Origin of the sequence: Pseudomonas sp. SJZ074 (assembly GCF_007828215.1) — a bacterium.
Lineage (GTDB): Bacteria > Pseudomonadota > Gammaproteobacteria > Pseudomonadales > Pseudomonadaceae > Aquipseudomonas.
On the sequence record NZ_VIUE01000005.1, the window covers coordinates 164,666 to 185,338 of the forward strand.

Below are 20,673 nucleotides of genomic sequence, written 5' to 3' on the forward strand. Positions count from 1 at the left end.
CAATGGCGGCGAAGTATAGAGAGGTGCCTACCGTTGGTCAATCACGTTTCATGGTGAATTTTTGATAATTCCGCTAGACTTTCCGGCCCTGCTAGACGAACCCCATCATGCGTGTTGCTGACTTTACCTTCGAACTCCCGGATTCGCTGATCGCTCGCCACCCTCTGGCCGAGCGTCGCGCCAGTCGACTGTTGACCCTGGATGGGGTCAGCGGTGCCATGGCTCACCGTCAATTCACTGATTTGCTTGAGCATTTGCGCCCTGGCGATTTGATGGTGTTCAACAATACCCGGGTGATTCCGGCGCGGTTGTTTGGCCAGAAGGCCTCCGGCGGCAAGCTGGAGATTCTGGTGGAGCGGGTGCTGGACAGTCATCGTGTGCTGGCCCATGTGCGCTCCAGCAAGTCGCCCAAGCCGGGTTCGTCGATTCTCATCGACGGTGGTGGCGAGGCGGTGATGGTGGCGCGGCATGATGCGTTGTTCGAGCTGGAATTTGCCGAAGAGGTGTTGCCGCTGCTCGACCGTGTCGGGCACATGCCGTTGCCTCCTTATATAGATCGCCCGGACGAAGGTTCGGACCGCGAGCGTTATCAGACCGTGTACGCCGAGCGCCTGGGGGCGGTGGCGGCGCCGACGGCGGGGCTGCATTTTGATCAGCCGTTGTTGGAGGCGATTGCCGCCAAGGGCGTGGAGACCACGTTCGTGACGCTGCACGTCGGCGCCGGGACGTTCCAGCCGGTGCGGGTCGAGCGCATCGAAGACCACCACATGCACAGCGAATGGCTGGAAGTGAGCCAGGACGTGGTCGATGCGGTAGCGGCCTGTCGCGCGCGCGGTGGGCGGGTGGTGGCGGTGGGGACCACCAGTGTGCGGTCCCTGGAAAGCGCTGCTCGCGATGGCGTGCTCAAGCCGTTCAGTGGCGACACCGACATTTTCATTTACCCGGGCCGGCCGTTCCATGTGGTCGATGCCCTGGTCACCAACTTTCATTTGCCCGAATCCACGCTGTTGATGCTGGTTTCGGCGTTCGCCGGTTATCCCGAAGCCATGGCCGCCTACAAGGCCGCCGTCGAGCATGGATACCGCTTTTTCAGCTACGGTGATGCGATGTTCATCACCCGTAACCCCGCGCCACGCGGACCCGAGGAAACAGTATGAGTCGCACCTGTCGCATGTCCTTCGAGTTGCTCGCCACCGATGGCAAGGCTCGTCGCGGTCGTCTGACCTTCCCCCGCGGAACCGTGGAAACCCCGGCGTTCATGCCGGTGGGCACCTACGGCACGGTCAAGGGCATGCTGCCACGGGACATCGAGGCGATTGGCGCGCAGATCATCCTCGGCAACACCTTCCACTTGTGGCTGCGCCCGGGTATGGAGGTGATCAAGGCCCACGGCGACCTGCACGATTTCATGCAGTGGAAAGGCCCGATCCTGACCGACTCCGGCGGTTTCCAGGTGTTCAGCCTGGGCGCGATGCGCAAGATCAAGGAGGAGGGCGTGACCTTCGCTTCTCCGGTGGACGGTTCCAAGGTGTTCATGGGCCCGGAAGAGTCGATGCAGGTGCAGCGCGACCTGGGCTCGGACATCGTGATGATCTTCGACGAATGCACGCCGTATCCGGCCGATGAAGACGTGGCGCGGGTGTCCATGGAGCTGTCGTTGCGCTGGGCCCAGCGTTCGAAGAATGCCCATGGCGACAACACCGCGGCGCTGTTCGGTATCGTCCAGGGCGGCATGCACCAGGACCTGCGCATGCGCTCGCTGGAAGGCCTGGACAAGATCGGCTTCGACGGCCTGGCGATTGGCGGCCTGTCGGTGGGCGAACCGAAGCACGAGATGATCAAGGTGCTGGATTATCTGCCGGGCCAGATGCCCGCTGACAAACCTCGTTACCTTATGGGCGTTGGCAAACCGGAAGATCTGGTTGAGGGTGTGCGCCGCGGGGTGGACATGTTCGATTGCGTGATGCCAACCCGTAATGCCCGCAATGGGCATCTGTTCATCGACACCGGTGTGCTGAAGATCCGTAACGCGTTCCATCGCCATGATGATTCGCCGCTGGATCCGACCTGCGATTGCTACACCTGCCGGAACTTCTCCCGCGCTTATCTGCATCATTTGGACAAGTGCGGCGAAATGCTCGGCAGTATGCTCAATACCATCCACAATTTGCGCCATTATCAGGTGCTTATGGCTGGTTTGCGCGAGGCTATCCAACAGGGTACATTGGCCGCCTTCGTCGAGGCCTTCTATGCCAAGCGCGGGTTGCCTGTGCCGCCTTTGGACTGAGTTTTCCGATCCCTAGATTCAATACTTGCAACTGGAGTGCTAAATGAGCTTTTTTATCTCTAACGCCATGGCTGATGCCGCTGCCCCTGCAGCTGCGCCTATGGGTGGCGGTTTCGAGTGGATTTTCCTGGTCGGCTTCCTGGTCATCTTCTACCTGATGATCTGGCGTCCACAGGCCAAGCGCGCCAAAGAGCAGAAGAACCTGCTCAGCAGCCTGCAGAAGGGCGACGAAGTGGTGACCACTGGCGGTATCGCCGGCAAGATCACCAAAGTGGCCGATGACTTCGTGGTACTGGAAGTGTCCGACACCGTTGAAATGAAGTTCCAGAAGGGCGCTATCGCGGCCACGCTGCCTAAAGGCACGCTGAAAGCGATCTAAGGTTTCAAACATCTCTTCAATCGACGGGGCGCGCAAGGCGCCCCGCGTCATAAGCGGGCGGCGTGATGCTGAACAAATACCCTCTGTGGAAATATGTACTGATCCTGGCGGTGCTGGCGGTCGGTCTGATTTATTCCGCTCCCAACCTCTACCCGGATGACCCGGCCATTCAGGTCAGTGGCGCAAGCACTGCCTTGCAGGTCACCCAGGCGGATCTGGACCGTGCGAGCGCGGCCCTCAAGACCTCCGGTATCGAAGTCAAGGCTGCGTCTGTTGCCGAAAATGGCAAGGGCGGCCTGTTGCGCCTGGTCAAGGCTGAAGACCAACTGCCGGCCAAGGACGTGGTGCGCAAGGCGTTGGGCGACGATTACGTCGTAGCTCTGAACCTGGCCCAGACCACCCCGCAATGGCTGCGCAAATTCGGCGCGCATCCGATGAAGCTGGGCCTGGACTTGTCCGGCGGTGTGCACTTCCTGCTGGAAGTGGACATGGACAAAGCCCTCGACGCGCGGATGAAAGTCTACGAAGGCGACGTCAAGAGTCTGTTGCGTAAGGAGCGCGTGCGCTATCGCAGCCTGCCGGCCTTCAACGGTGCCATTCAGCTGGGCTTCAGCGATGAAGATACCCGCGAGCAGGCCCGTGCACTGGTCCGCAAAACCTTCAACGATTTCGACATTGTGCCGGCCGACCTCAATGGTCAACCGGTGCTGCGTCTGGCGATGACCCCGGCCAAGCTGGCGGAAATCCGCGAATACTCCATCAAGCAGAACTTGACCACGGTGCGTAACCGCGTCAACGAGCTGGGTGTGGCCGAACCGATCGTGCAGCGCCAGGGTGCCAACCGCATCGTGGTCGAGCTGCCGGGTGTGCAGGACACCGCCGAGGCCAAGCGTATCCTCGGCAAGACCGCCAACCTGGAGTTCCGCCTCGCGGCCGAGCCGGGTGCGTCCAAGGCCACTTCCGAGAGCTTCGAGTTCCGTGAGGGCAACCGCCCGGCGGCGCAGATCGAGCGCGGCCTGATCATCACCGGTGACCAGGTCACCGACGCCAAGGCGAGCTTCGACGAGCACGGTCGTCCACAGGTGAACATCCACCTCGACGGCCACGGCGGCGAACTGATGAGCCGCGCCACGCGCAGCAATGTCGGTCGCAGCATGGCGGTGATCTTCATTGAGCAGAAGCCGATCACCACCTATACCAAGCAAGTGGTCGACGGCGTCGAAAAAGACGTCGCGGTGCAGGCGTTCAAGGAAGAGAAGAAGATCATCAGTTTGGCGACCATCCAGTCGCCACTGGGCAGCCAGTTCCGCATCACCGGCCTGAACGGCCAGGGTGAATCCTCCGAGCTGGCGCTGCTGCTGCGCGCCGGTGGCCTGGCCGCACCGATGTACTTCGCTGAAGAACGCACCATCGGCCCGAGCCTGGGTGCGGACAACATCACCAAGGGTATCGATGCGTCGCTGTGGGGCATGCTGTTCGTGTCGCTGTTCATCATCGCTATCTACCGCTTCTTCGGCCTCATCGCCACCGTCGCGCTGGCGGTGAACATGGTGATGCTGCTGGCCTTGATGTCGCTGCTGGGTGCCACGCTGACCCTGCCGGGTATCGCCGGTATCGTATTGACCATGGGTATGGCGGTGGACGCCAACGTGCTGATCTTCTCGCGGATACGTGAAGAGATCGCCGCGGGCATGTCGATCCAGCGGGCAATCAACGAAGGCTTCGGCCGGGCATTCACTGCGATTCTCGACGCCAACCTGACCACGTTGCTGGTGGGCGGGATTCTCTTCGCCATGGGCACCGGCCCGGTCAAGGGCTTCGCAGTGACCATGTCCCTCGGGATCTTTACCTCGATGTTCACAGCCATCATGGTGACCCGCGCAATGGTCAACCTGATCTTTGGCGGTCGTGACTTCAAGAAGTTGTGGATTTAAGGGGCTGCCATGTTACGTACAATCAACTTCATGGGCGTTCGCAACGTTGCGTTCGGCGTCACATTGTTCCTTACCGTGCTGGCGTTGTTCAGCTGGGCCACCAAGGGCCTGAACTACGGCCTGGACTTTACCGGCGGTACGCTCATCGAGCTGACCTACGAGCGTCCGGCCGATGTGACCAAGGTGCGTGAGCAACTGGCAACGTCCGGTTACCACGAAGCCATCGTACAGAGCTTCGGTGCAACCACCGACCTGCTGGTGCGCATGCCGGGTGAAGATCCGCAACTGGGCCACCAGGTTGCCGATGCCTTGCAGAAGGCCGGTGGCGACAACCCGGCGAAGGTCAAGCGCGTCGAGTTCGTGGGCCCGCAAGTGGGTGAAGAACTGCGCGACCAGGGCGGCCTCGGCATGCTGATGGCGCTGGGCGGTATCCTGCTTTACCTGGCCTTCCGCTTTCAGTGGAAATTCGCGGTGGGCGCCATTGTCTCGCTGATCCACGACGTGGCCGTGACGGTGGGTATCCTGTCGTTCTTCCAGATCACCTTCGACCTGACGGTGCTGGCGGCGGTGCTGGCGATCATCGGTTACTCGCTCAACGACACCATCGTGGTGTTCGACCGGGTGCGTGAGAACTTCCGCGTGCTGCGCAAGGCCTCGTTGATCGAGAACATCAACATCTCGACCACCCAGACCCTGCTGCGGACCATGGCGACGTCGATCTCCACCTTGCTGGCGATTGCCGCGCTGCTGTTCTTTGGTGGCGACAACCTGTTCGGATTCTCCATTGCGCTGTTTATCGGTGTATTGGCGGGTACCTACTCGTCGATCTACATCGCCAACGTGGTGCTGATCTGGCTGAACCTGAACTCCGAGGACCTGATTCCTCCTGCGGCCACCGAAACGGAAGTGGACGACCGCCCGTAAGGCGCGTCGCTCCGCCCGTCACCGCTGAAAAGGCGCGAATTGAACTCGCGCCTTTTTTTATGCTCCAAGGCTGGGAGAAGCGCGGATTATTCCGCTGGTGATGCCCAGGAGGTTCAAGTGAACAAATCGATGCTGGTTGGTGCGGTATTGGGTGCTGTCGGTGTTACTGCCGGTGGTGCGGTCGCCACCTACAGCTTGGTGAAAAGTGGTCCTGAGTATGCGCAGGTGCTGGCAGTGGAGCCGGTCAAGACTCAGATCAAAACCCCGCGTGAGGTCTGCAAGGACGTCACCGTGACCCGGCAGCGGCCGGTCCAGGATCAACATCAGATTGCCGGTACTGTGTTGGGCGCCGTGGCGGGTGGCCTGTTGGGTAACCAGATCGGCGGCGGCACCGGCAAGAAAATCGCCACCGTGGCGGGTGCGGCCGGTGGTGGTTATGCCGGTAACAAGATTCAGGAAGGCATGCAGGAGCGCGACACCTACACCACCACCCAGACGCGCTGCAACACGGTCAATGACATCAGCGACAAGGTGGTAGGCTACGACGTTCGCTACATGCTCGACGGCAAAGAAGGTAAAGTCCGCATGGACCGCGACCCGGGCAACCAGATCCCGGTGAGCAAGGAAGGCCAACTGATCCTGGGCCAGAACCAACCGGCGCAGTGATCTGAATGTTTTGAAGAAGCACCCTTCGGGGTGCTTTTTTTATGCCCGGATTCCAGGATCCATCACTCAATCCTGTGGGAGCGGGCTTGCTCGCGAATGCGGACTGGCATTCAAACCAGACATCGACTGACCCACCGCTTTCGCGAGCAAGCCCGCTCCCACACTGGAACTTCAGTGAACTCAAATTTCATGCCCGGCACAGGGATCGGGTTCATCCATAAAACTGAGGCATAAAAAAAGCACCCCGAAAGGTGCTTTTTCTGTAGCCGGGATGCTTAACGCTTCAACGAAGCCGGCAGATGCGGCTGGATAGCAGTCAGCACAGCCTTGAAGCATTTGGTGTTGCCAGCAACGATGTGGCCTTTTTCAAGGAAGTCGTGGCCGCCGGTGAAGTCGCTCACCAAGCCACCGGCTTCCTGGATCAGCAGGGCGCCTGCCGCCATGTCCCACTCGGACAGGCCCGACTCCCAGAATGCGTCGAAACGACCGGCCGCCACATAAGCCAGGTCCAGGCTGGCGGCGCCAGCGCAGCGGATGCCGGCGGTCTGGCCGACCAGGGCGCGGAACATGCCCAGGTAGTTGTCCAGGTTGTCCATCTGATCATCGCGGAACGGGAAGCCGGTACCCAGCAGGGCGCCGTCCAGGCTGGTGCGGCCGCTGACGCGCAGGCGACGACCGTTCAGTTGGGCGCCACGGCCACGGCTGGCGGTGAATTCTTCCTGGCGAACCGGGTCCAGCACGACAGCGTGTTCCAGGCGGCCACGGTATTTGCAGGCGATGCTGACGGCGAAGTGAGGAATGCCGCGCAGGAAGTTGGTGGTGCCGTCCAGCGGATCGATGATCCACAGGTACTCTTCACCCTCGATGCCGGTGCCGGCGTGCATGCCGGTCTCTTCACCGAGGATGGAGTGGTTCGGGTAAGCCTTGCGCAGGGCATCGACGATTTTCTGTTCGGCGGCGCGATCGACCTCGGACACGTAGTCCTTGGCGTCTTTTTCATCGACCTTGATGGTATCCAGGCGCTCGATGGAGCGGAAGATCAGTTCACTGGCGCTGCGGGCGGCGCGCAGCGCGATATTCAGCATGGGCTGCATGGATGTGTCACCTAAGGTTGTTAAAGAAAGCCGCGCATTCTATCAGAAAGTTTTCCGAGGAGAAGGTTGGCGTTCGCTTTCATAGCTTAACGGTAGGTGCTTAGGTAAGATTTGCTCCCTTTGTCGTGTTCGAGAGCGCCTCCCTTGTTGCAGAACATTCGTGTCGTCCTGGTCAATACCAGCCATCCGGGCAATATCGGCGGAGCTGCGCGGGCCATGAAGAACATGGGCCTGTCGCGGCTGGTGCTGGTCGAGCCTCGCTTGTTTCCCCATCACGAAGCCGACGCCCGGGCGTCCGGTGCCGGTGACATCCTGGCGGGTGCGCAGGTCGTCGCCACTCTGGAAGACGCCTTGGCGGGCTGCAACCTGGTGCTCGGCACCAGTGCTCGTGACCGCCGCATCCCCTGGCCGTTGCTCGATCCCCGCGAATGTGGGACGAAAGTGGTCGAGGAAGCCGCGCAGGGTATCGAAATCGCGTTGGTGTTCGGTCGTGAAGACTCCGGCCTGACCAATGACGAGCTGCAGCGATGTCACTTTCACGTGCATATCCCTTCCGACCCCGGATTCAGTTCCTTGAACCTCGGGGCGGCGGTGCAGGTGTTGAGCTATGAAGTGCGCATGGCCTGGCTGGCGGCCGAAGGTAAGCCAAGCAAGGTCGAAAAATTCGAGGCGACGTCGCCGCGCAGTGAGACACTGGCGACCATGGACGAACTGGAGCGATTCTATGAACACCTGGAGCAGACCCTGGTGGACATCGAATTCCTCGACCCGGACAAGCCTAGGCACTTGATGGCGCGCCTGCGTCGGTTGTACGGACGAAGCTCGGTCAGCCGGGCGGAGATGAATATATTGCGCGGCATCCTCACGGAAACCCAGAAAGCGGCCCGTGGCGAGCTGATTAAGCGGAAGGATTAAAATGTTCGATCGTTTGCGTGAAGATATCCAAAGCGTTTTCCATCGTGACCCGGCGGCGCGCAACGCCTTTGAAGTGTTGACCTGCTACCCGGGGATGCACGCCATCTGGATCCATCGGCTGTCCGGCGCCCTGTGGAACCTTGGCTGGAAGTGGCTGGCACGGTTGGTATCCAACTTCGGTCGCTGGCTCACCGGGATCGAGATCCATCCGGGGGCCAAGGTCGGTCGCCGGTTCTTCATCGACCACGGCATGGGCATTGTCATCGGCGAAACCGCTGAGATCGGCGATGACGTGACTCTGTATCAGGGGGTGACGCTGGGCGGTACCAGTTGGAACAAGGGCAAGCGCCACCCGACCCTGGGCGATGGTGTGGTGGTCGGCGCGGGCGCCAAGGTGCTCGGCCCGTTCACCGTCGGGGCGGGGGCGAAGGTCGGCTCCAACGCCGTGGTCACCAAGGCCGTGCCGCCCGGCGCGACCGTGGTGGGCATTCCCGGGCGGATCATCGTCAAATCCGATGACGAGCAGGACGCCCGACGCAAGGCCATGGCCGAGAAAATCGGCTTCGACGCCTACGGTGTCGGTGAAGACATGCCCGACCCGGTCGCCCGCGCCATCAACCAGTTGCTCGATCACCTGCAGGCCGTCGACGGGCGCCTGGAGGGGATGTGCGGCGCCCTGAAGGACCTGGGCAGTAATTATTGTGCCAAGGACCTGCCTGAGCTGCGCGAGGAAGATTTCGCGTGCGTGAAGGACAAGGATCAGAGCCAGGTCGGCTGAAACCTGGCTGGCCCCTTCGCGAGCAAGCCCGCTCCTACATTGAATCGTGGCGTTTATGCGATCCCTGTGGGAGCGAGCCTGCTCGCGATGAACGATAACGCGGTGTCACTGTCCTGCCCGCCAAGCCTTTGCTATCATGCGCGCGCTCTTTCGCGGGTAAACCCGAGTGCTCCACTAGGTCTTATAGTTGACTTAATTACTCGGGAATTGCATACTCGCCCCATTCCGAACTCCGTGGTAATTGTCCATGCGACTGACTACAAAAGGCCGATACGCCGTGACCGCGATGCTGGACCTGGCATTGCATGCGCAGCACGGGCCGGTGTCCCTGGCCGATATCTCCGAGCGCCAGGGCATTTCCCTGTCTTATCTTGAACAGCTGTTCGCCAAGCTGCGTCGCAGCAACCTGGTGTCCAGTGTGCGTGGTCCTGGTGGCGGCTATCAGCTGTCGCGCGACATGCAAGGCATCCAGGTCGCCCAGGTGATCGATGCGGTGAACGAATCGGTCGATGCGACCAAATGTCAGGGGTTGGGCGACTGCCATGGCGGTGATACTTGCCTGACCCATCATCTGTGGTGCGACTTGAGCCTGCAGATCCACGAGTTTCTGAGCGGTATCAGCTTGGCTGACCTTGTTACCCGCCGTGAGGTGCAAGAAGTAGCCCAGCGTCAGGACCAGCGCCGTTGCAATAGCAAGGCGCCGCACCTGGACAAGATTGAAGCGTCCGCCGTCGAATGACTGCCGCAGAGCACGCGGAACGCCAGCCAGCCTGATTTAGGAGAGAGTCCATGAAATTGCCGATTTACCTTGATTACTCTGCGACCACCCCGGTTGACCCGCGTGTCGCGCAGAAAATGAGTGAATGCCTGCTGGTCGACGGAAACTTCGGTAACCCGGCCTCCCGCTCCCACGTGTTCGGCTGGAAGGCCGAGGAGTCGGTCGAGAACGCCCGTCGCCAGGTCGCCGACCTGGTCAACGCCGACCCGCGTGAAATCGTCTGGACCTCCGGTGCCACCGAGTCCGACAACCTGGCAATCAAGGGTGTCGCGCACTTCTATCACACCAAGGGCAAGCACCTGATCACCTCCAAGATCGAGCACAAGGCTGTCCTGGACACCACGCGCCAACTGGAGCGTGAAGGTTTCGAAGTCACCTACATCGAGCCTGGCGAAGACGGTCTGATCACCCCGGCCATGGTCGAAGCCGCGCTGCGCGACGACACCATCCTGGTTTCGATCATGCACGTGAACAACGAAATCGGCACCGTCAACGACATCGCGGCCATCGGCGAACTGACCCGCTCCCGCGGCGTTCTGTTCCACGTCGACGCGGCCCAGTCCACCGGCAAGGTCGACATCGACCTGTCGAAGCTCAAAGTCGACCTGATGTCGTTCTCCGCCCACAAAACCTATGGCCCTAAAGGTATCGGCGCGCTGTACGTGAGCCGCAAGCCGCGTGTTCGCCTCGAAGCGACCATGCATGGTGGCGGTCACGAGCGTGGCATGCGTTCCGGCACCCTGGCGACCCACCAGATCGTCGGCATGGGCGAAGCATTCCGCGTGGCCAAGGAAGACATGGCCGCCGAGAACGTGCGCATCAAGGCCCTGAGCGACCGCTTCTACAAGCAGGTCGAGCACCTGGAAGAGCTCTACGTCAACGGCAGCATGACCGCTCGCGTACCGCACAACCTGAACCTGAGCTTCAATTACGTTGAAGGCGAGTCGCTGATCATGGCGCTCAAGGACCTGGCCGTGTCGTCCGGTTCGGCGTGCACCTCGGCGTCCCTCGAGCCGTCGTATGTACTGCGCGCCCTGGGCCGCAACGACGAACTGGCCCACAGCTCGATCCGCTTCACCTTCGGCCGCTTCACCACCGAAGAAGAAATCGATTACGCCGCGCAGAAAGTCTGCGAGGCGGTCACCAAGCTGCGCGCACTGTCGCCGCTATGGGACATGTACAAAGACGGCGTCGACATTTCGAAAATCGAATGGGCGGCGCACTGAGAAGTCGCCACCAGAGCGGCTCCACTGATGAGGATTGAAGCAAATGGCATATAGCGAAAAGGTCATCGACCACTACGAGAACCCGCGCAACGTCGGCAAGATGGACGCGCAGGATCCTGATGTCGGCACCGGCATGGTCGGCGCGCCTGCGTGCGGCGACGTGATGCGCCTGCAGATCAAGGTCAACGAGCAAGGCATCATCGAAGATGCCAAGTTCAAGACCTACGGCTGCGGTTCGGCCATTGCGTCAAGCTCCCTGGCCACCGAGTGGATGAAGGGCAAGACCCTTGATGAAGCCGAAACCATCAAAAACACCCAGCTGGCCGAAGAACTGGCCCTGCCGCCAGTGAAAATCCACTGCTCGGTACTCGCTGAAGACGCCATCAAGGCTGCCGTTCGCGACTACAAGCAGAAGAAAGGCTTGATCTGAACCGCGACAGGTAAGGAGTTTCCATGGCTATCCAGATGACAGAAGCAGCCGCCAGGCATGTACAGCGTTCCCTTGCAGGACGCGGCAAGGGCGAGGGCATCCGCCTGGGTGTTCGCACCACGGGTTGTTCCGGCCTTGCCTATGTACTGGAATTCGTCGATGAAGTCGGCGAAGACGATCAGGTGTTCGAGAGTCATGGTCAGAAAGTGATCATCGACCCGAAGAGCCTGACGTACCTGGACGGCACTGAGCTGGATTTCGTCAAGGAAGGGTTGAACGAAGGCTTCAAGTTCAACAACCCCAACGTGCGCGGTGAGTGTGGCTGCGGCGAAAGCTTCAACATCTGAGGCAGCTCGTGGGTACTCCTTGTCATTTCGCTTTGTTTCAGATGCAGCCGGGTTTCAGCCTGGATCTCGATGAGTTATCGGCGCGTTACCTCGAGCTGGCCCGGGGTGTCCATCCGGACCGCTTCGCGGATGCCTCCGAGGCTGAGCAACGGCGGGCGCTCGAGCAGTCCGCGAACCTCAACGAGGCCTACCAGACGCTCAAGAGCCCGGCCAAGCGCGCGCGATACCTGCTTGCCATCAGCGGTCATGAGCTGCCCCTGGAAGTCACGGTGCACGATCCCGAGTTTCTTCTGCAGCAGATGCAGTGGCGCGAAGAACTCGAAGACCTGCAGGACAGTGCCGACCTGGCGGGTGTCGCCGCGTTCAAGCGCCGCTTGAAGGACGCCCAGCAAACCCTGAACGAAAGCTTCGCAGCCTGCTGGAACGATGCCGCGCAACGCGAACAGGCCGAACGCCTGATGCGGCGCATGCAGTTCCTCGACAAGCTCACCTACGAAGTGCGCCAGCTAGAAGAGCGCCTCGACGATTAACCCAGTGCCGCTCCGGTCGCACGCCTGATTACAGATAAGTCCTGATTACGATGGCCCTACTGCAGATCGCCGAACCCGGCCAAAGTCCACAACCGCACCAGCGTCGCCTGGCTGTGGGGATCGACTTGGGTACCACCAATTCCCTGGTCGCTGCGTTGCGCAGCGGTCTTTCCGAGCCGCTGGCCGATGAGCAGGGCCGGGTGATCCTGCCGTCCGCCGTCCGTTACCACGTCGACCGTGTCGAAGTGGGCGAGTCGGCCAAGCTGGCCGCCGCCACCGATCCGTTGAACACTATTGTTTCGGTCAAGCGCTTGATGGGTCGTGGTCTGTCCGACGTCAAGCAATTGGGCGATCAACTGCCGTACCGCTTCGTCGGTGGCGAATCCCACATGCCGTTCATCGAGACCGTGCAGGGCCCGAAAAGCCCGGTGGAAGTGTCGGCCGACATCCTCAAGGTCCTGCGTCAACGCGCCGAAGCGGCGCTGGGCGGTGAATTGGTGGGTGCGGTCATCACCGTCCCGGCCTACTTCGATGACGCCCAACGCCAGGCCACCAAGGACGCGGCCAAGCTGGCCGGCCTGAACGTGCTGCGCCTGCTCAACGAGCCGACCGCTGCGGCGGTGGCCTACGGTCTGGATCAACACGCCGAAGGCCTGGTCGCCATCTATGACCTGGGCGGCGGCACCTTCGATATCTCCATCCTGCGCCTGACCGGCGGGGTCTTCGAAGTCCTGGCCACCGGTGGCGATAGCGCCCTGGGCGGCGATGACTTCGACCACGCCATTGCCGGCTGGATCATCGAGCAAGCCGGCTTGTCCGCCGACCTCGACCCGGGTGCGCAACGCCACCTGCTGCAAACCGCCTGTGCCGCCAAGGAAGCCTTGACCGACGCCGCCACTGTTGAAGTCGCTTATGGCGACTGGAAAGCCGCGCTGACCCGCGAAGCCTTCGATGCCCTGATCGAACCCATGGTCGCCCGCAGCCTCAAGGCCTGCCGCCGCGCCGTGCGCGATTCCGGCGTGGAGCTGGAAGACGTCAAGGCCGTGGTCATGGTGGGCGGGTCGACCCGCGTGCCTCGGGTTCGCGAAGCCGTTGCCGAGGCCTTTGGCCGTCAACCACTGACCGAAATCGACCCCGACCAGGTGGTCGCCATCGGTGCCGCGATTCAGGCCGATACCCTGGCCGGCAACAAGCGCGACGGCGGCGAACTGCTGCTGCTTGACGTGATTCCGCTGTCCCTGGGTCTGGAAACCATGGGCGGCCTGATGGAGAAGGTGATTCCGCGCAACACCACCATCCCCGTCGCCCGTGCCCAGGATTTCACCACTTATAAAGACGGCCAGTCGGCCATGATGATCCACGTGCTGCAAGGCGAGCGTGAGCTGATCAGCGACTGCCGCTCCCTGGCGCGCTTCGAATTGCGCGGCATTCCGGCCATGGTGGCTGGCGCGGCGAAGATCCGCGTGACCTTCCAGGTCGATGCCGACGGCCTGCTCAATGTTTCCGCCCGCGAGCTGGGTTCGGGCGTCGAGGCGAGCATTCAGGTCAAGCCGTCCTACGGCCTGACCGACGGCGAAATCGCCCGGATGCTCAAGGATTCCTTCCAATATGCCGGCGACGACAAGGTGGCCCGCGTGTTGCGCGAGCAGCAAGTCGACGCCCAGCGACTGATCGAAGCCGTGCAGGGCGCCCTCGAAGCCGACGGCGAGCGTCTGCTGGACGCCGAAGAGCGCATGGTCATCGAATTGCAGATGCAGGAATTGTCCGAATTGATCAAGGGCACCGATGGCTATGCCATCGAGCAGCAGACCAAGCGTCTGTCGCAAGTCACTGATGCCTTTGCCGCCCGCCGCCTGGATTCAACGGTCAAAGCCGCCCTGGCGGGGCGTAACCTGAATGAAATCGAGGAGTAATTGATGCCGCAGGTGATTTTTTTGCCCCACGAGAAGTTCTGCCCAGAGGGCAAGGTGGTGGAGGCTGAGCCTGGGATATCCATCCTTGATCTGGCCCATGAACACCATATTGAAATGGAAAGCGCCTGTGGCGGTGTCTGCGCCTGCACGACCTGCCATTGCATCATTCGCGAGGGCTTCGATTCGCTGGAAGAGGCGGACGATCTGGAAGAAGATTTCCTCGATCGCGCCTGGGGGCTGGAACCGCAGTCGCGTCTGGGTTGCCAGGCCATCGTCGGTACGGAAGACCTGACCGTCGAGATCCCGAAATATTCGCTTAACCACGCCGCCGAAGCGCCGCACTGATCCGGGAAACCATCATGAGTCTGAAATGGATTGATGTGCTGGAGATTGCGATCCAGCTGACCGAGGCCAAGCCTGATGTAGACCCGCGGTACGTGAACTTCGTCGATCTGCACCAGTGGGTGTTGGCATTGCCGGAGTTCAGCGACGATCCGGCCCGCGGTGGCGAGAAAGTACTTGAAGCCATTCAAGCCGCCTGGATAGAAGAAGCAGACTGAGTCTGCGCTGTACGCAGTTAGGCAATACCCGATAACCCGCGTATAATTCGCGGGTTTAATTTTTCGCACATTACCGTTTCTGGAGTTACACCATGGCTGTTCAACGTACTTTCTCCATCATCAAGCCTGACGCCGTTGCTAAAAACGTGATCGGCAAGATCGTCACCCGCTTCGAAGACGCCGGCCTGCGCGTCGTCGCTTCGAAAATGAAGCAACTGTCCAAGGCCGAAGCCGAAGGCTTCTACGCTGAGCACAGCGAGCGTGGTTTCTTCGGTGAGCTGGTTGCGTTCATGACTTCCGGTCCGGTTGTCGTTCAGGTGCTGGAAGGCGAAAACGCCATCGCTCGCAACCGTGAGCTGATGGGCGCCACCAACCCTAAAGAAGCCGCTCCAGGCACCATCCGTGCCGACTTCGCACAGTCCATCGACGCCAACGCCGTTCACGGTTCGGACTCCGAAGCCGCTGCTGCCCGCGAAATTGCTTACTTTTTCTCCGCTACTGAAGTAACCACTCGCTAAGCCCAGGCTTTTGAGTGAAGGTGAATCCATGACTACATCGAACGGCAAAACCAACCTGTTGGGCCTGACCCAGCCGGAAATGGAGAAATTCTTCGACTCGATCGGGGAGAAGCGTTTCCGTGCCGGTCAGGTAATGAAATGGATTCACCACTTTGGCGTCGACGATTTCGACGCCATGACGAATGTCGGCAAGGCCTTGCGTGAAAAGCTCAAGGCCGTTGCCGAGATTCGCGGCCCCGAAGTGGTCAGCCAGGACATTTCCAGCGACGGCACCCGTAAATGGGTGGTGCGCGTGGCGTCCGGCAGCTGCGTCGAGACCGTCTACATTCCCCAGGGCAAGCGCGGCACCTTGTGCGTTTCGTCCCAGGCAGGCTGTGCCCTGGATTGCAGTTTCTGCTCCACCGGCAAGCAAGGCTTCAACAGCAACCTTACCGCCGCCGAAGTGATCGGCCAGGTGTGGATTGCCAACAAATCCTTTGGCAGCGTCCCGGCGACCGTCGACCGTGCCATCACCAACGTGGTGATGATGGGCATGGGTGAGCCGCTGCTGAACTTCGACAACGTCGTGTCCGCCATGCATCTGATGATGGATGACCTGGGCTATGGCATTTCCAAGCGCCGCGTGACCCTGTCCACGTCTGGCGTGGTGCCGATGATCGATGAGCTGGCCAAGCACATCGACGTCTCCCTGGCGTTGTCGCTGCACGCACCCAATGACGCATTGCGTAACCAGTTGGTGCCGATCAACAAGAAGTATCCGCTTAAGATGCTGCTGGACTCGTGCCAGCGCTACATGTCGGCCTTGGGCGAAAAGCGCGTGCTGACCATCGAGTACACCCTGCTCAAGGATGTGAACGACAAGGTCGAGCATGCGGTCGAGATGATCGAACTGCTCAAGAACATCCCGTGCAAGATCAACCTGATTCCGTTCAACCCGTTCCCGCACTCCGGTTACGAGCGTCCGAGCAACAACGCGATCCGTCGCTTTCAGGATCAGCTTCATCACGCGGGCTTCAACGTCACCGTGCGTACCACCCGCGGCGAAGACATCGATGCGGCGTGCGGTCAATTGGTCGGGCAGGTGCTGGATCGCACCCGTCGCAGCGAACGCTACATTGCCGTGCGCGAGTTGAACGCCGCCGACGATGTGCAGAACGCTGCGAACGGTCACTAAGAGAGGAACTCTATGTCCCTGCGCTTCGCGCTGCTGTTGCTGTTCGCCGGTCTGTGCGCCGGTTGTGTTCTGTCGGGTGACTACAACCCGATGAAAACCAGCAAGGGGCGTGACGAAGCGCGTGTGGCCTATGTGCAACTGGGCATCGGCTACCTGCAGCAGGGCATGACCGAGCGGGCCAAGGTACCGCTCAAGAAGGCCCTGGAGCTGGACAGTTCCGATGCCGACGCCAACGCGGCCCTGGCCCTGGTGTTCCAGGCTGAGCTGGAACCGGAGCTGGCCGACGAGCACTTTCGCAAGGCACTGTCCAGCCGGCCCCAGGATGCACGGATCCTGAACAACTACGGCAGTTTTCTCTACGAGCAACAGCGTTACAAGGAAGCCTACGAACGCTTCGAACAGGCCGCCGCGGATACCCTTTACCCTGAGCGTTCGCGGGTTTTCGAGAACCTCGGCATGACCGCCGCGAAACTCGGCCAGCGTGACCTGGCCCGCCAGCAATTGGAAAAGGCGCTGCGGCTCAACCGCCAGCAACCGCGAGCCTTGCTGGAAATGGCTGAGTTGTCCTACGAAGACAGGCAATATGTGCCCGCGCGGGACTATTACGAACGTTTTAGTCTGCTGAGCGAGCAAAATGCACGTAGTCTATTGCTCGGCGTTCGGCTGGCGCACGTATTCGAAGATCGTGACAAGGCCGCCAGTTATGGCCTGCAACTAAAAAGACTCTATCCCGGTACGCCGGAATATCAGCAATACCTGTCGGAGCAATGATGAAAGCGGCGCATCCTGAAGTGGTAGCAGCGACTCGCGTGAACCCCGGTGAGACCCTGCGTCAAGCCCGCGAAAGCAATGGTTGGTCGCTGGCCCAAGTAGCCCTCAAGCTCAATCTCACCGTGGCTTCCCTGAGCAATCTGGAAGCGGGCGCGTTCGACAAATTGCCGGGGCATACCTTTGCCCGGGGCTACATCCGTGCCTACGCCAAATTACTCGACATGGACCAGACCATGCTGGTCCAGCAATTCGATCAGTACACCGGGTCCGACGCCCAGGGCAGCAATGTGCACAGCCTGGGTCGCATCGAGGAGCCGGTGCGTGTTTCCCACACCATTTTGCGAATCGTCAGCCTGCTATTGCTGATTGCGGTGATTGGGGGCGGTTTCGTCTGGTGGCAGGATCAAGCCTCGCTACGCAGTAAGGAATCGGTCGCCATGGCGCCGGAGCACGTGGAAGTGGAGGGCGCCGACGGCACCACGCGGATCCATCCGCTGGACGAGCCGGAGGACCAGGCTGTGCTCGAAGGCCAGGCGGAAGGCGAAACCAGCCTGGCATTGCCGCAAGGCCAGGACGGCGCTGATGCCGAAGCCGGTGCCGAGCAGGGCGCGCCTGCCGCCCCGGCTGTTGCCCCCGCTGTGCCCGGCACTCCCGCTCCTACCACCAGCGCACCGGTGGCCCCGAGCACACCTGCGCCGACCGTGGCTGCTCCGGCGCCTGCTACTTCGGCAGCTCCGGCAGCGACGCCGGCAGCTCCCGTGGCGCCGGCCGCAGGTGAAGGCCAGGTGCAGATTCAATTCACCGCCGACTGCTGGACGCAGGTTACCGACGGCAACGGCAAGGTGCTGTTCAGTGGGCTCAAGCGCAAGGGCGACAGCACTACCATCAATGGCAAGCCACCATTCGCCGTACGCCTGGGCTATGCCCGTGGCGCGCAGGTCAGCTACAACGGCCAGCCGGTCGACGTCGCTCCGTTCACCAGTGGCGAGACCGCTCGCCTGAAGTTGGGTCAATAAGTCATGCACGGCGAATCTCCAATCAAACGTCGCGAATCCCGCAAGATCTGGGTTGGTAACGTGCCCGTGGGCGGCGATGCGCCTATCGCTGTGCAGAGCATGACCAACAGCGACACCAATGACGTGGCCGCCACGGTCGCGCAGATCAACCGTCTGGAAGCCGCCGGTGTCGACATCGTGCGGGTTTCCGTGCCGGACATGGACGCTGCCGAGGCGTTCGGCAAAATCAAGCAACTGGTCAAGGTTCCCCTGGTGGCCGATATCCACTTCGACTACCGCATCGCCCTGCGCGTGGCCGAGCTGGGCGTCGATTGCCTGCGCATCAACCCGGGTAACATCGGTCGTGAAGACCGCGTGCGCGCCGTGGTGGATGCTGCCCGCGACCGTGGCATCCCGATTCGCATCGGTGTGAACGCCGGTTCCCTGGAAAAAGACCTGCAAAAGAAATATGGCGAACCTACACCGGCGGCCCTGGTGGAGTCGGCGCTGCGCCATGTCGAGCACCTCGAACGGCTGAATTTCCAGGATTTCAAGGTCAGCGTGAAAGCCTCCGACGTGTTCATGGCCGTCGAAGCCTATCGCCTGCTGGCCAAGGAAATCGTTCAGCCCCTGCACCTGGGCATCACCGAAGCCGGTGGGTTGCGTTCGGGCACGGTGAAATCCGCCGTCGGCCTCGGTATGCTGCTCGCCGAAGGAATTGGCGATACCATCCGCATCTCGTTGGCGGCTGATCCGGTCGAGGAAGTGAAAGTCGGCTACGACATTCTCAAGTCCCTGCACCTGCGTTCCCGTGGCATCAACTTCATCGCCTGCCCGAGCTGCTCGCGGCAGAATTTCGATGTGGTCAAGACCATGAACGAGCTGGAGGGGCGACTCGAAGACCTGCTGGTGCCGTTGGATGTCGCGGTGATCGGCTGTGTGGTCAACGGGCCGGGCGAAGCCAAGGAGGCCCATATCGGCCTCACCGGCGGTACGCCGAATCTGATTTACATTGACGGCAAGCCGTCGCAGAAGTTGACGAATGACAATCTGGTGGATGAGCTGGAACGGCTGATCCGCGAGAAAGCGGCCGAAAAGGTCGAAGCCGACGCTGCGGTCATCGCGCGCGGTTAAGTCGAAAGATTAAGGAATAGACGTGAGCAAGTCTCTGCAAGCCATTCGTGGCATGAACGACATCCTGCCCGAGCAGACGCCCCTGTGGCGCTATTTCGAGGGCACCGTGGCGCGCCTGCTGGATAACTACGGTTATCGGCAGATCCGCATGCCAATCGTCGAGTTCACCGAGCTGTTCAAGCGCTCCATCGGCGAAGTGACCGACATCGTCGAAAAAGAGATGTACACCTTCGAGGACCGCAATGGCGACTCCCTGACCCTGCGCCCCGAAGGCACGGCGGCCTGTGTGCGTGCAGTGCTCGAACACGGCATTACCGGTGGCGGCCAGGTGCAGAAGCTCTGGTACATCGGTCCGATGTTCCGTCACGAGCGGCCGCAGAAGGGTCGCTATCGTCAGTTCCACCAGATCGGCCTGGAAGTGTTCAACCTCGACGGTCCGGACATCGATGCCGAGCTGATCGTCATGACCTGGCGCCTGTGGGGCGAGCTGGGCCTTCGTGACGCGGTCAAGCTTGAGCTCAACAGCCTGGGCACCAGCGAGTCCCGTGGCCGCTACCGTGAGGCGTTGGTGGAATTTCTTTCCGCGCACCTGGACAAGCTCGACGAAGACAGCCAACGCCGTCTGAAGACCAATCCGTTGCGCGTGCTCGACACCAAGAACGCCGATACCCAGGCGATCCTGGCTGACGCGCCGAAAATGGCCGACTACCTCGACGACGAATCCCGTGCGCACTTCGAAGGCTTGAAGGCGCGCCTGGACGCCGTGGGCATTCCTTACGTGATCAACCCCAAGTTGGTCCGTGGCCTGGATTACTACAGCAAGACCGTCTTCGAATGGGTGACCGACAAGCTTGGCGCCCAGGGCACCGTGTGTGCCGGCGGCCGCTACGACGGCCTGGTGGAGCAGATGGGTGGCAAGCCGACGCCAGGCGTGGGCTTTGCCATGGGCATCGAGCGTCTGGTGCTGATGCTTGAAGCCCTGGACAAGGTGCCGGAAGCGCTTTCCCGTCAGGTCGACGTCTACCTGTGTGCTTTCGGTGAAGCGGCCGAACTGGCGGCCCTGGCGCTGAGCGAACGGGTCCGCGATCAGTTGCCTGGCCTGCGCCTGCAGATCAACGCCGGTGGCGGCAGCTTCAAGAGCCAGTTCAAGAAGGCCGACAAGAGCGGTGCGCTGTATGCACTGATCCTGGGTGACGACGAACTGGCCCAACAAGTGGTAGGTTTCAAACCCCTGCGTGGCCAGGGCGAACAACAAAGTATTGCCTGGGATGCACTTGCTGCACACCTGGCCACCTGCGTCGTGCAGGGTTGAAGCTGTCT

The 20,673-nt window shown here is 61.1% G+C and carries 23 protein-coding genes; 22 read left to right on the forward strand and 1 reads right to left on the reverse strand.

Annotated features, from left to right (window positions below):
• Positions 1-107 precede the first annotated feature (107 nt).
• The 6 genes from queA to FBX99_RS08770 all read left to right on the forward strand — a co-directional run bounded on the left by queA (position 108) and on the right by FBX99_RS08770 (position 6,190).
• Complete coding sequence (queA, locus tag FBX99_RS08745) at positions 108-1,157, forward strand: tRNA preQ1(34) S-adenosylmethionine ribosyltransferase-isomerase QueA (RefSeq protein ID WP_144923115.1); 1,050 nt, start codon at positions 108-110, stop codon at positions 1,155-1,157.
• Between the two features lie 14 nt (positions 1,158-1,171).
• On the forward strand, positions 1,172-2,287 hold the full coding sequence (gene tgt, locus FBX99_RS08750) for a tRNA guanosine(34) transglycosylase Tgt (protein WP_178111879.1): 1,116 nt from the start codon (positions 1,172-1,174) through the stop codon (positions 2,285-2,287).
• Positions 2,288-2,330: 43 nt separating this feature from the next.
• Positions 2,331-2,666 (forward strand): preprotein translocase subunit YajC, encoded by a 336-nt coding sequence (gene yajC / locus FBX99_RS08755; protein WP_007956696.1) that lies wholly within the window; start codon positions 2,331-2,333, stop codon positions 2,664-2,666.
• A 65-nt stretch (positions 2,667-2,731) separates the two neighbouring features.
• Positions 2,732-4,600 (forward strand): protein translocase subunit SecD, encoded by a 1,869-nt coding sequence (gene secD / locus FBX99_RS08760; RefSeq protein ID WP_144923121.1) that lies wholly within the window; start codon positions 2,732-2,734, stop codon positions 4,598-4,600.
• Positions 4,601-4,609: 9 nt separating this feature from the next.
• A complete protein-coding gene (secF, locus tag FBX99_RS08765) occupies positions 4,610-5,524 on the forward strand; it encodes a protein translocase subunit SecF (protein ID WP_144923126.1) in 915 nt (304 codons plus the stop codon).
• A gap of 117 nt (positions 5,525-5,641) precedes the next feature.
• Complete coding sequence (locus tag FBX99_RS08770; protein ID WP_024777040.1) at positions 5,642-6,190, forward strand: glycine zipper 2TM domain-containing protein; 549 nt, start codon at positions 5,642-5,644, stop codon at positions 6,188-6,190.
• A 275-nt stretch (positions 6,191-6,465) separates the two neighbouring features.
• On the opposite strand, the gene suhB is transcribed toward FBX99_RS08770, so the two are convergent.
• Complete coding sequence (suhB, locus tag FBX99_RS08780; RefSeq protein ID WP_145131263.1) at positions 6,466-7,284, reverse strand: inositol-phosphate phosphatase; 819 nt, start codon at positions 7,282-7,284, stop codon at positions 6,466-6,468.
• Positions 7,285-7,428: 144 nt separating this feature from the next.
• Between suhB and trmJ the strand changes: the two genes are divergently transcribed.
• The 16 genes from trmJ (at position 7,429) to hisS (ending at position 20,665) form a co-directional block, all read left to right on the forward strand.
• On the forward strand, positions 7,429-8,199 hold the full coding sequence (gene trmJ / locus FBX99_RS08785) for a tRNA (cytosine(32)/uridine(32)-2'-O)-methyltransferase TrmJ (RefSeq protein ID WP_144923129.1): 771 nt from the start codon (positions 7,429-7,431) through the stop codon (positions 8,197-8,199).
• Between the two features lies 1 nt (position 8,200).
• Positions 8,201-8,977 (forward strand): serine O-acetyltransferase, encoded by a 777-nt coding sequence (gene cysE / locus FBX99_RS08790; RefSeq protein ID WP_047702174.1) that lies wholly within the window; start codon positions 8,201-8,203, stop codon positions 8,975-8,977.
• A 247-nt stretch (positions 8,978-9,224) separates the two neighbouring features.
• Positions 9,225-9,716: a Fe-S cluster assembly transcriptional regulator IscR gene (gene iscR, locus FBX99_RS08795; protein ID WP_003185160.1), complete on the forward strand. Its 492-nt coding sequence runs from the start codon at positions 9,225-9,227 to the stop codon at positions 9,714-9,716.
• 50 nt (positions 9,717-9,766) lie between these two features.
• Positions 9,767-10,981 (forward strand): IscS subfamily cysteine desulfurase, encoded by a 1,215-nt coding sequence (locus FBX99_RS08800; protein WP_144923132.1) that lies wholly within the window; start codon positions 9,767-9,769, stop codon positions 10,979-10,981.
• Positions 10,982-11,024: 43 nt separating this feature from the next.
• Complete coding sequence (gene iscU, locus FBX99_RS08805; protein ID WP_003185157.1) at positions 11,025-11,411, forward strand: Fe-S cluster assembly scaffold IscU; 387 nt, start codon at positions 11,025-11,027, stop codon at positions 11,409-11,411.
• A 23-nt stretch (positions 11,412-11,434) separates the two neighbouring features.
• Entirely contained in the window at positions 11,435-11,758 is a 324-nt protein-coding gene (iscA, locus tag FBX99_RS08810) for an iron-sulfur cluster assembly protein IscA (RefSeq protein WP_047702172.1), read from the forward strand.
• 8 nt (positions 11,759-11,766) lie between these two features.
• Positions 11,767-12,288: a co-chaperone HscB gene (gene hscB / locus FBX99_RS08815; protein ID WP_047702171.1), complete on the forward strand. Its 522-nt coding sequence runs from the start codon at positions 11,767-11,769 to the stop codon at positions 12,286-12,288.
• A 50-nt stretch (positions 12,289-12,338) separates the two neighbouring features.
• Complete coding sequence (gene hscA / locus FBX99_RS08820; RefSeq protein ID WP_144923135.1) at positions 12,339-14,201, forward strand: Fe-S protein assembly chaperone HscA; 1,863 nt, start codon at positions 12,339-12,341, stop codon at positions 14,199-14,201.
• Positions 14,202-14,204: 3 nt separating this feature from the next.
• Positions 14,205-14,546: an ISC system 2Fe-2S type ferredoxin gene (gene fdx / locus FBX99_RS08825; protein ID WP_144923137.1), complete on the forward strand. Its 342-nt coding sequence runs from the start codon at positions 14,205-14,207 to the stop codon at positions 14,544-14,546.
• A 14-nt stretch (positions 14,547-14,560) separates the two neighbouring features.
• The gene (iscX, locus tag FBX99_RS08830; RefSeq protein ID WP_144923140.1) at positions 14,561-14,761 is read left to right on the forward strand and encodes a Fe-S cluster assembly protein IscX; all 201 of its coding nucleotides are present in this window, start codon (positions 14,561-14,563) and stop codon (positions 14,759-14,761) included.
• Positions 14,762-14,853: 92 nt separating this feature from the next.
• Complete coding sequence (ndk, locus tag FBX99_RS08835) at positions 14,854-15,279, forward strand: nucleoside-diphosphate kinase (RefSeq protein ID WP_144923143.1); 426 nt, start codon at positions 14,854-14,856, stop codon at positions 15,277-15,279.
• A gap of 28 nt (positions 15,280-15,307) precedes the next feature.
• On the forward strand, positions 15,308-16,453 hold the full coding sequence (gene rlmN / locus FBX99_RS08840) for a 23S rRNA (adenine(2503)-C(2))-methyltransferase RlmN (RefSeq protein WP_144923146.1): 1,146 nt from the start codon (positions 15,308-15,310) through the stop codon (positions 16,451-16,453).
• Positions 16,454-16,465: 12 nt separating this feature from the next.
• On the forward strand, positions 16,466-17,224 hold the full coding sequence (gene pilW / locus FBX99_RS08845) for a type IV pilus biogenesis/stability protein PilW (protein ID WP_144923149.1): 759 nt from the start codon (positions 16,466-16,468) through the stop codon (positions 17,222-17,224).
• Positions 17,224-18,240: a RodZ family helix-turn-helix domain-containing protein gene (locus FBX99_RS08850; RefSeq protein WP_145131265.1), complete on the forward strand. Its 1,017-nt coding sequence runs from the start codon at positions 17,224-17,226 to the stop codon at positions 18,238-18,240. The genes pilW and FBX99_RS08850 overlap by 1 nt, the downstream gene beginning before the upstream one ends.
• Before the next feature lie 3 nt (positions 18,241-18,243).
• The gene (ispG, locus tag FBX99_RS08855) at positions 18,244-19,353 is read left to right on the forward strand and encodes a flavodoxin-dependent (E)-4-hydroxy-3-methylbut-2-enyl-diphosphate synthase (protein ID WP_020795607.1); all 1,110 of its coding nucleotides are present in this window, start codon (positions 18,244-18,246) and stop codon (positions 19,351-19,353) included.
• A gap of 22 nt (positions 19,354-19,375) precedes the next feature.
• A complete protein-coding gene (hisS, locus tag FBX99_RS08860; protein ID WP_055126918.1) occupies positions 19,376-20,665 on the forward strand; it encodes a histidine--tRNA ligase in 1,290 nt (429 codons plus the stop codon).
• Positions 20,666-20,673: the final 8 nt, after the last annotated feature.

Coding starts and splice junctions, on each gene's coding strand:
- secF (WP_144923126.1), top strand. CDS start 4,610: ATGTTACGTACAATCAACTTCATGGGCGTTCGCAACGTTGCGTTCGGC.
- ndk (WP_144923143.1), top strand. CDS start 14,854: ATGGCTGTTCAACGTACTTTCTCCATCATCAAGCCTGACGCCGTTGCT.
- tgt (WP_178111879.1), top strand. CDS start 1,172: ATGTCCTTCGAGTTGCTCGCCACCGATGGCAAGGCTCGTCGCGGTCGT.
- FBX99_RS08850 (WP_145131265.1), top strand. CDS start 17,224: ATGAAAGCGGCGCATCCTGAAGTGGTAGCAGCGACTCGCGTGAACCCC.
- secD (WP_144923121.1), top strand. CDS start 2,732: ATGCTGAACAAATACCCTCTGTGGAAATATGTACTGATCCTGGCGGTG.
- yajC (WP_007956696.1), top strand. CDS start 2,331: ATGAGCTTTTTTATCTCTAACGCCATGGCTGATGCCGCTGCCCCTGCA.
- ispG (WP_020795607.1), top strand. CDS start 18,244: ATGCACGGCGAATCTCCAATCAAACGTCGCGAATCCCGCAAGATCTGG.
- hscA (WP_144923135.1), top strand. CDS start 12,339: ATGGCCCTACTGCAGATCGCCGAACCCGGCCAAAGTCCACAACCGCAC.
- FBX99_RS08800 (WP_144923132.1), top strand. CDS start 9,767: ATGAAATTGCCGATTTACCTTGATTACTCTGCGACCACCCCGGTTGAC.
- fdx (WP_144923137.1), top strand. CDS start 14,205: ATGCCGCAGGTGATTTTTTTGCCCCACGAGAAGTTCTGCCCAGAGGGC.
- rlmN (WP_144923146.1), top strand. CDS start 15,308: ATGACTACATCGAACGGCAAAACCAACCTGTTGGGCCTGACCCAGCCG.
- queA (WP_144923115.1), top strand. CDS start 108: ATGCGTGTTGCTGACTTTACCTTCGAACTCCCGGATTCGCTGATCGCT.
- suhB (WP_145131263.1), bottom strand. CDS start 7,284: ATGCAGCCCATGCTGAATATCGCGCTGCGCGCCGCCCGCAGCGCCAGT.
- iscA (WP_047702172.1), top strand. CDS start 11,435: ATGGCTATCCAGATGACAGAAGCAGCCGCCAGGCATGTACAGCGTTCC.
- pilW (WP_144923149.1), top strand. CDS start 16,466: ATGTCCCTGCGCTTCGCGCTGCTGTTGCTGTTCGCCGGTCTGTGCGCC.
- iscR (WP_003185160.1), top strand. CDS start 9,225: ATGCGACTGACTACAAAAGGCCGATACGCCGTGACCGCGATGCTGGAC.
- iscU (WP_003185157.1), top strand. CDS start 11,025: ATGGCATATAGCGAAAAGGTCATCGACCACTACGAGAACCCGCGCAAC.
- iscX (WP_144923140.1), top strand. CDS start 14,561: ATGAGTCTGAAATGGATTGATGTGCTGGAGATTGCGATCCAGCTGACC.
- cysE (WP_047702174.1), top strand. CDS start 8,201: ATGTTCGATCGTTTGCGTGAAGATATCCAAAGCGTTTTCCATCGTGAC.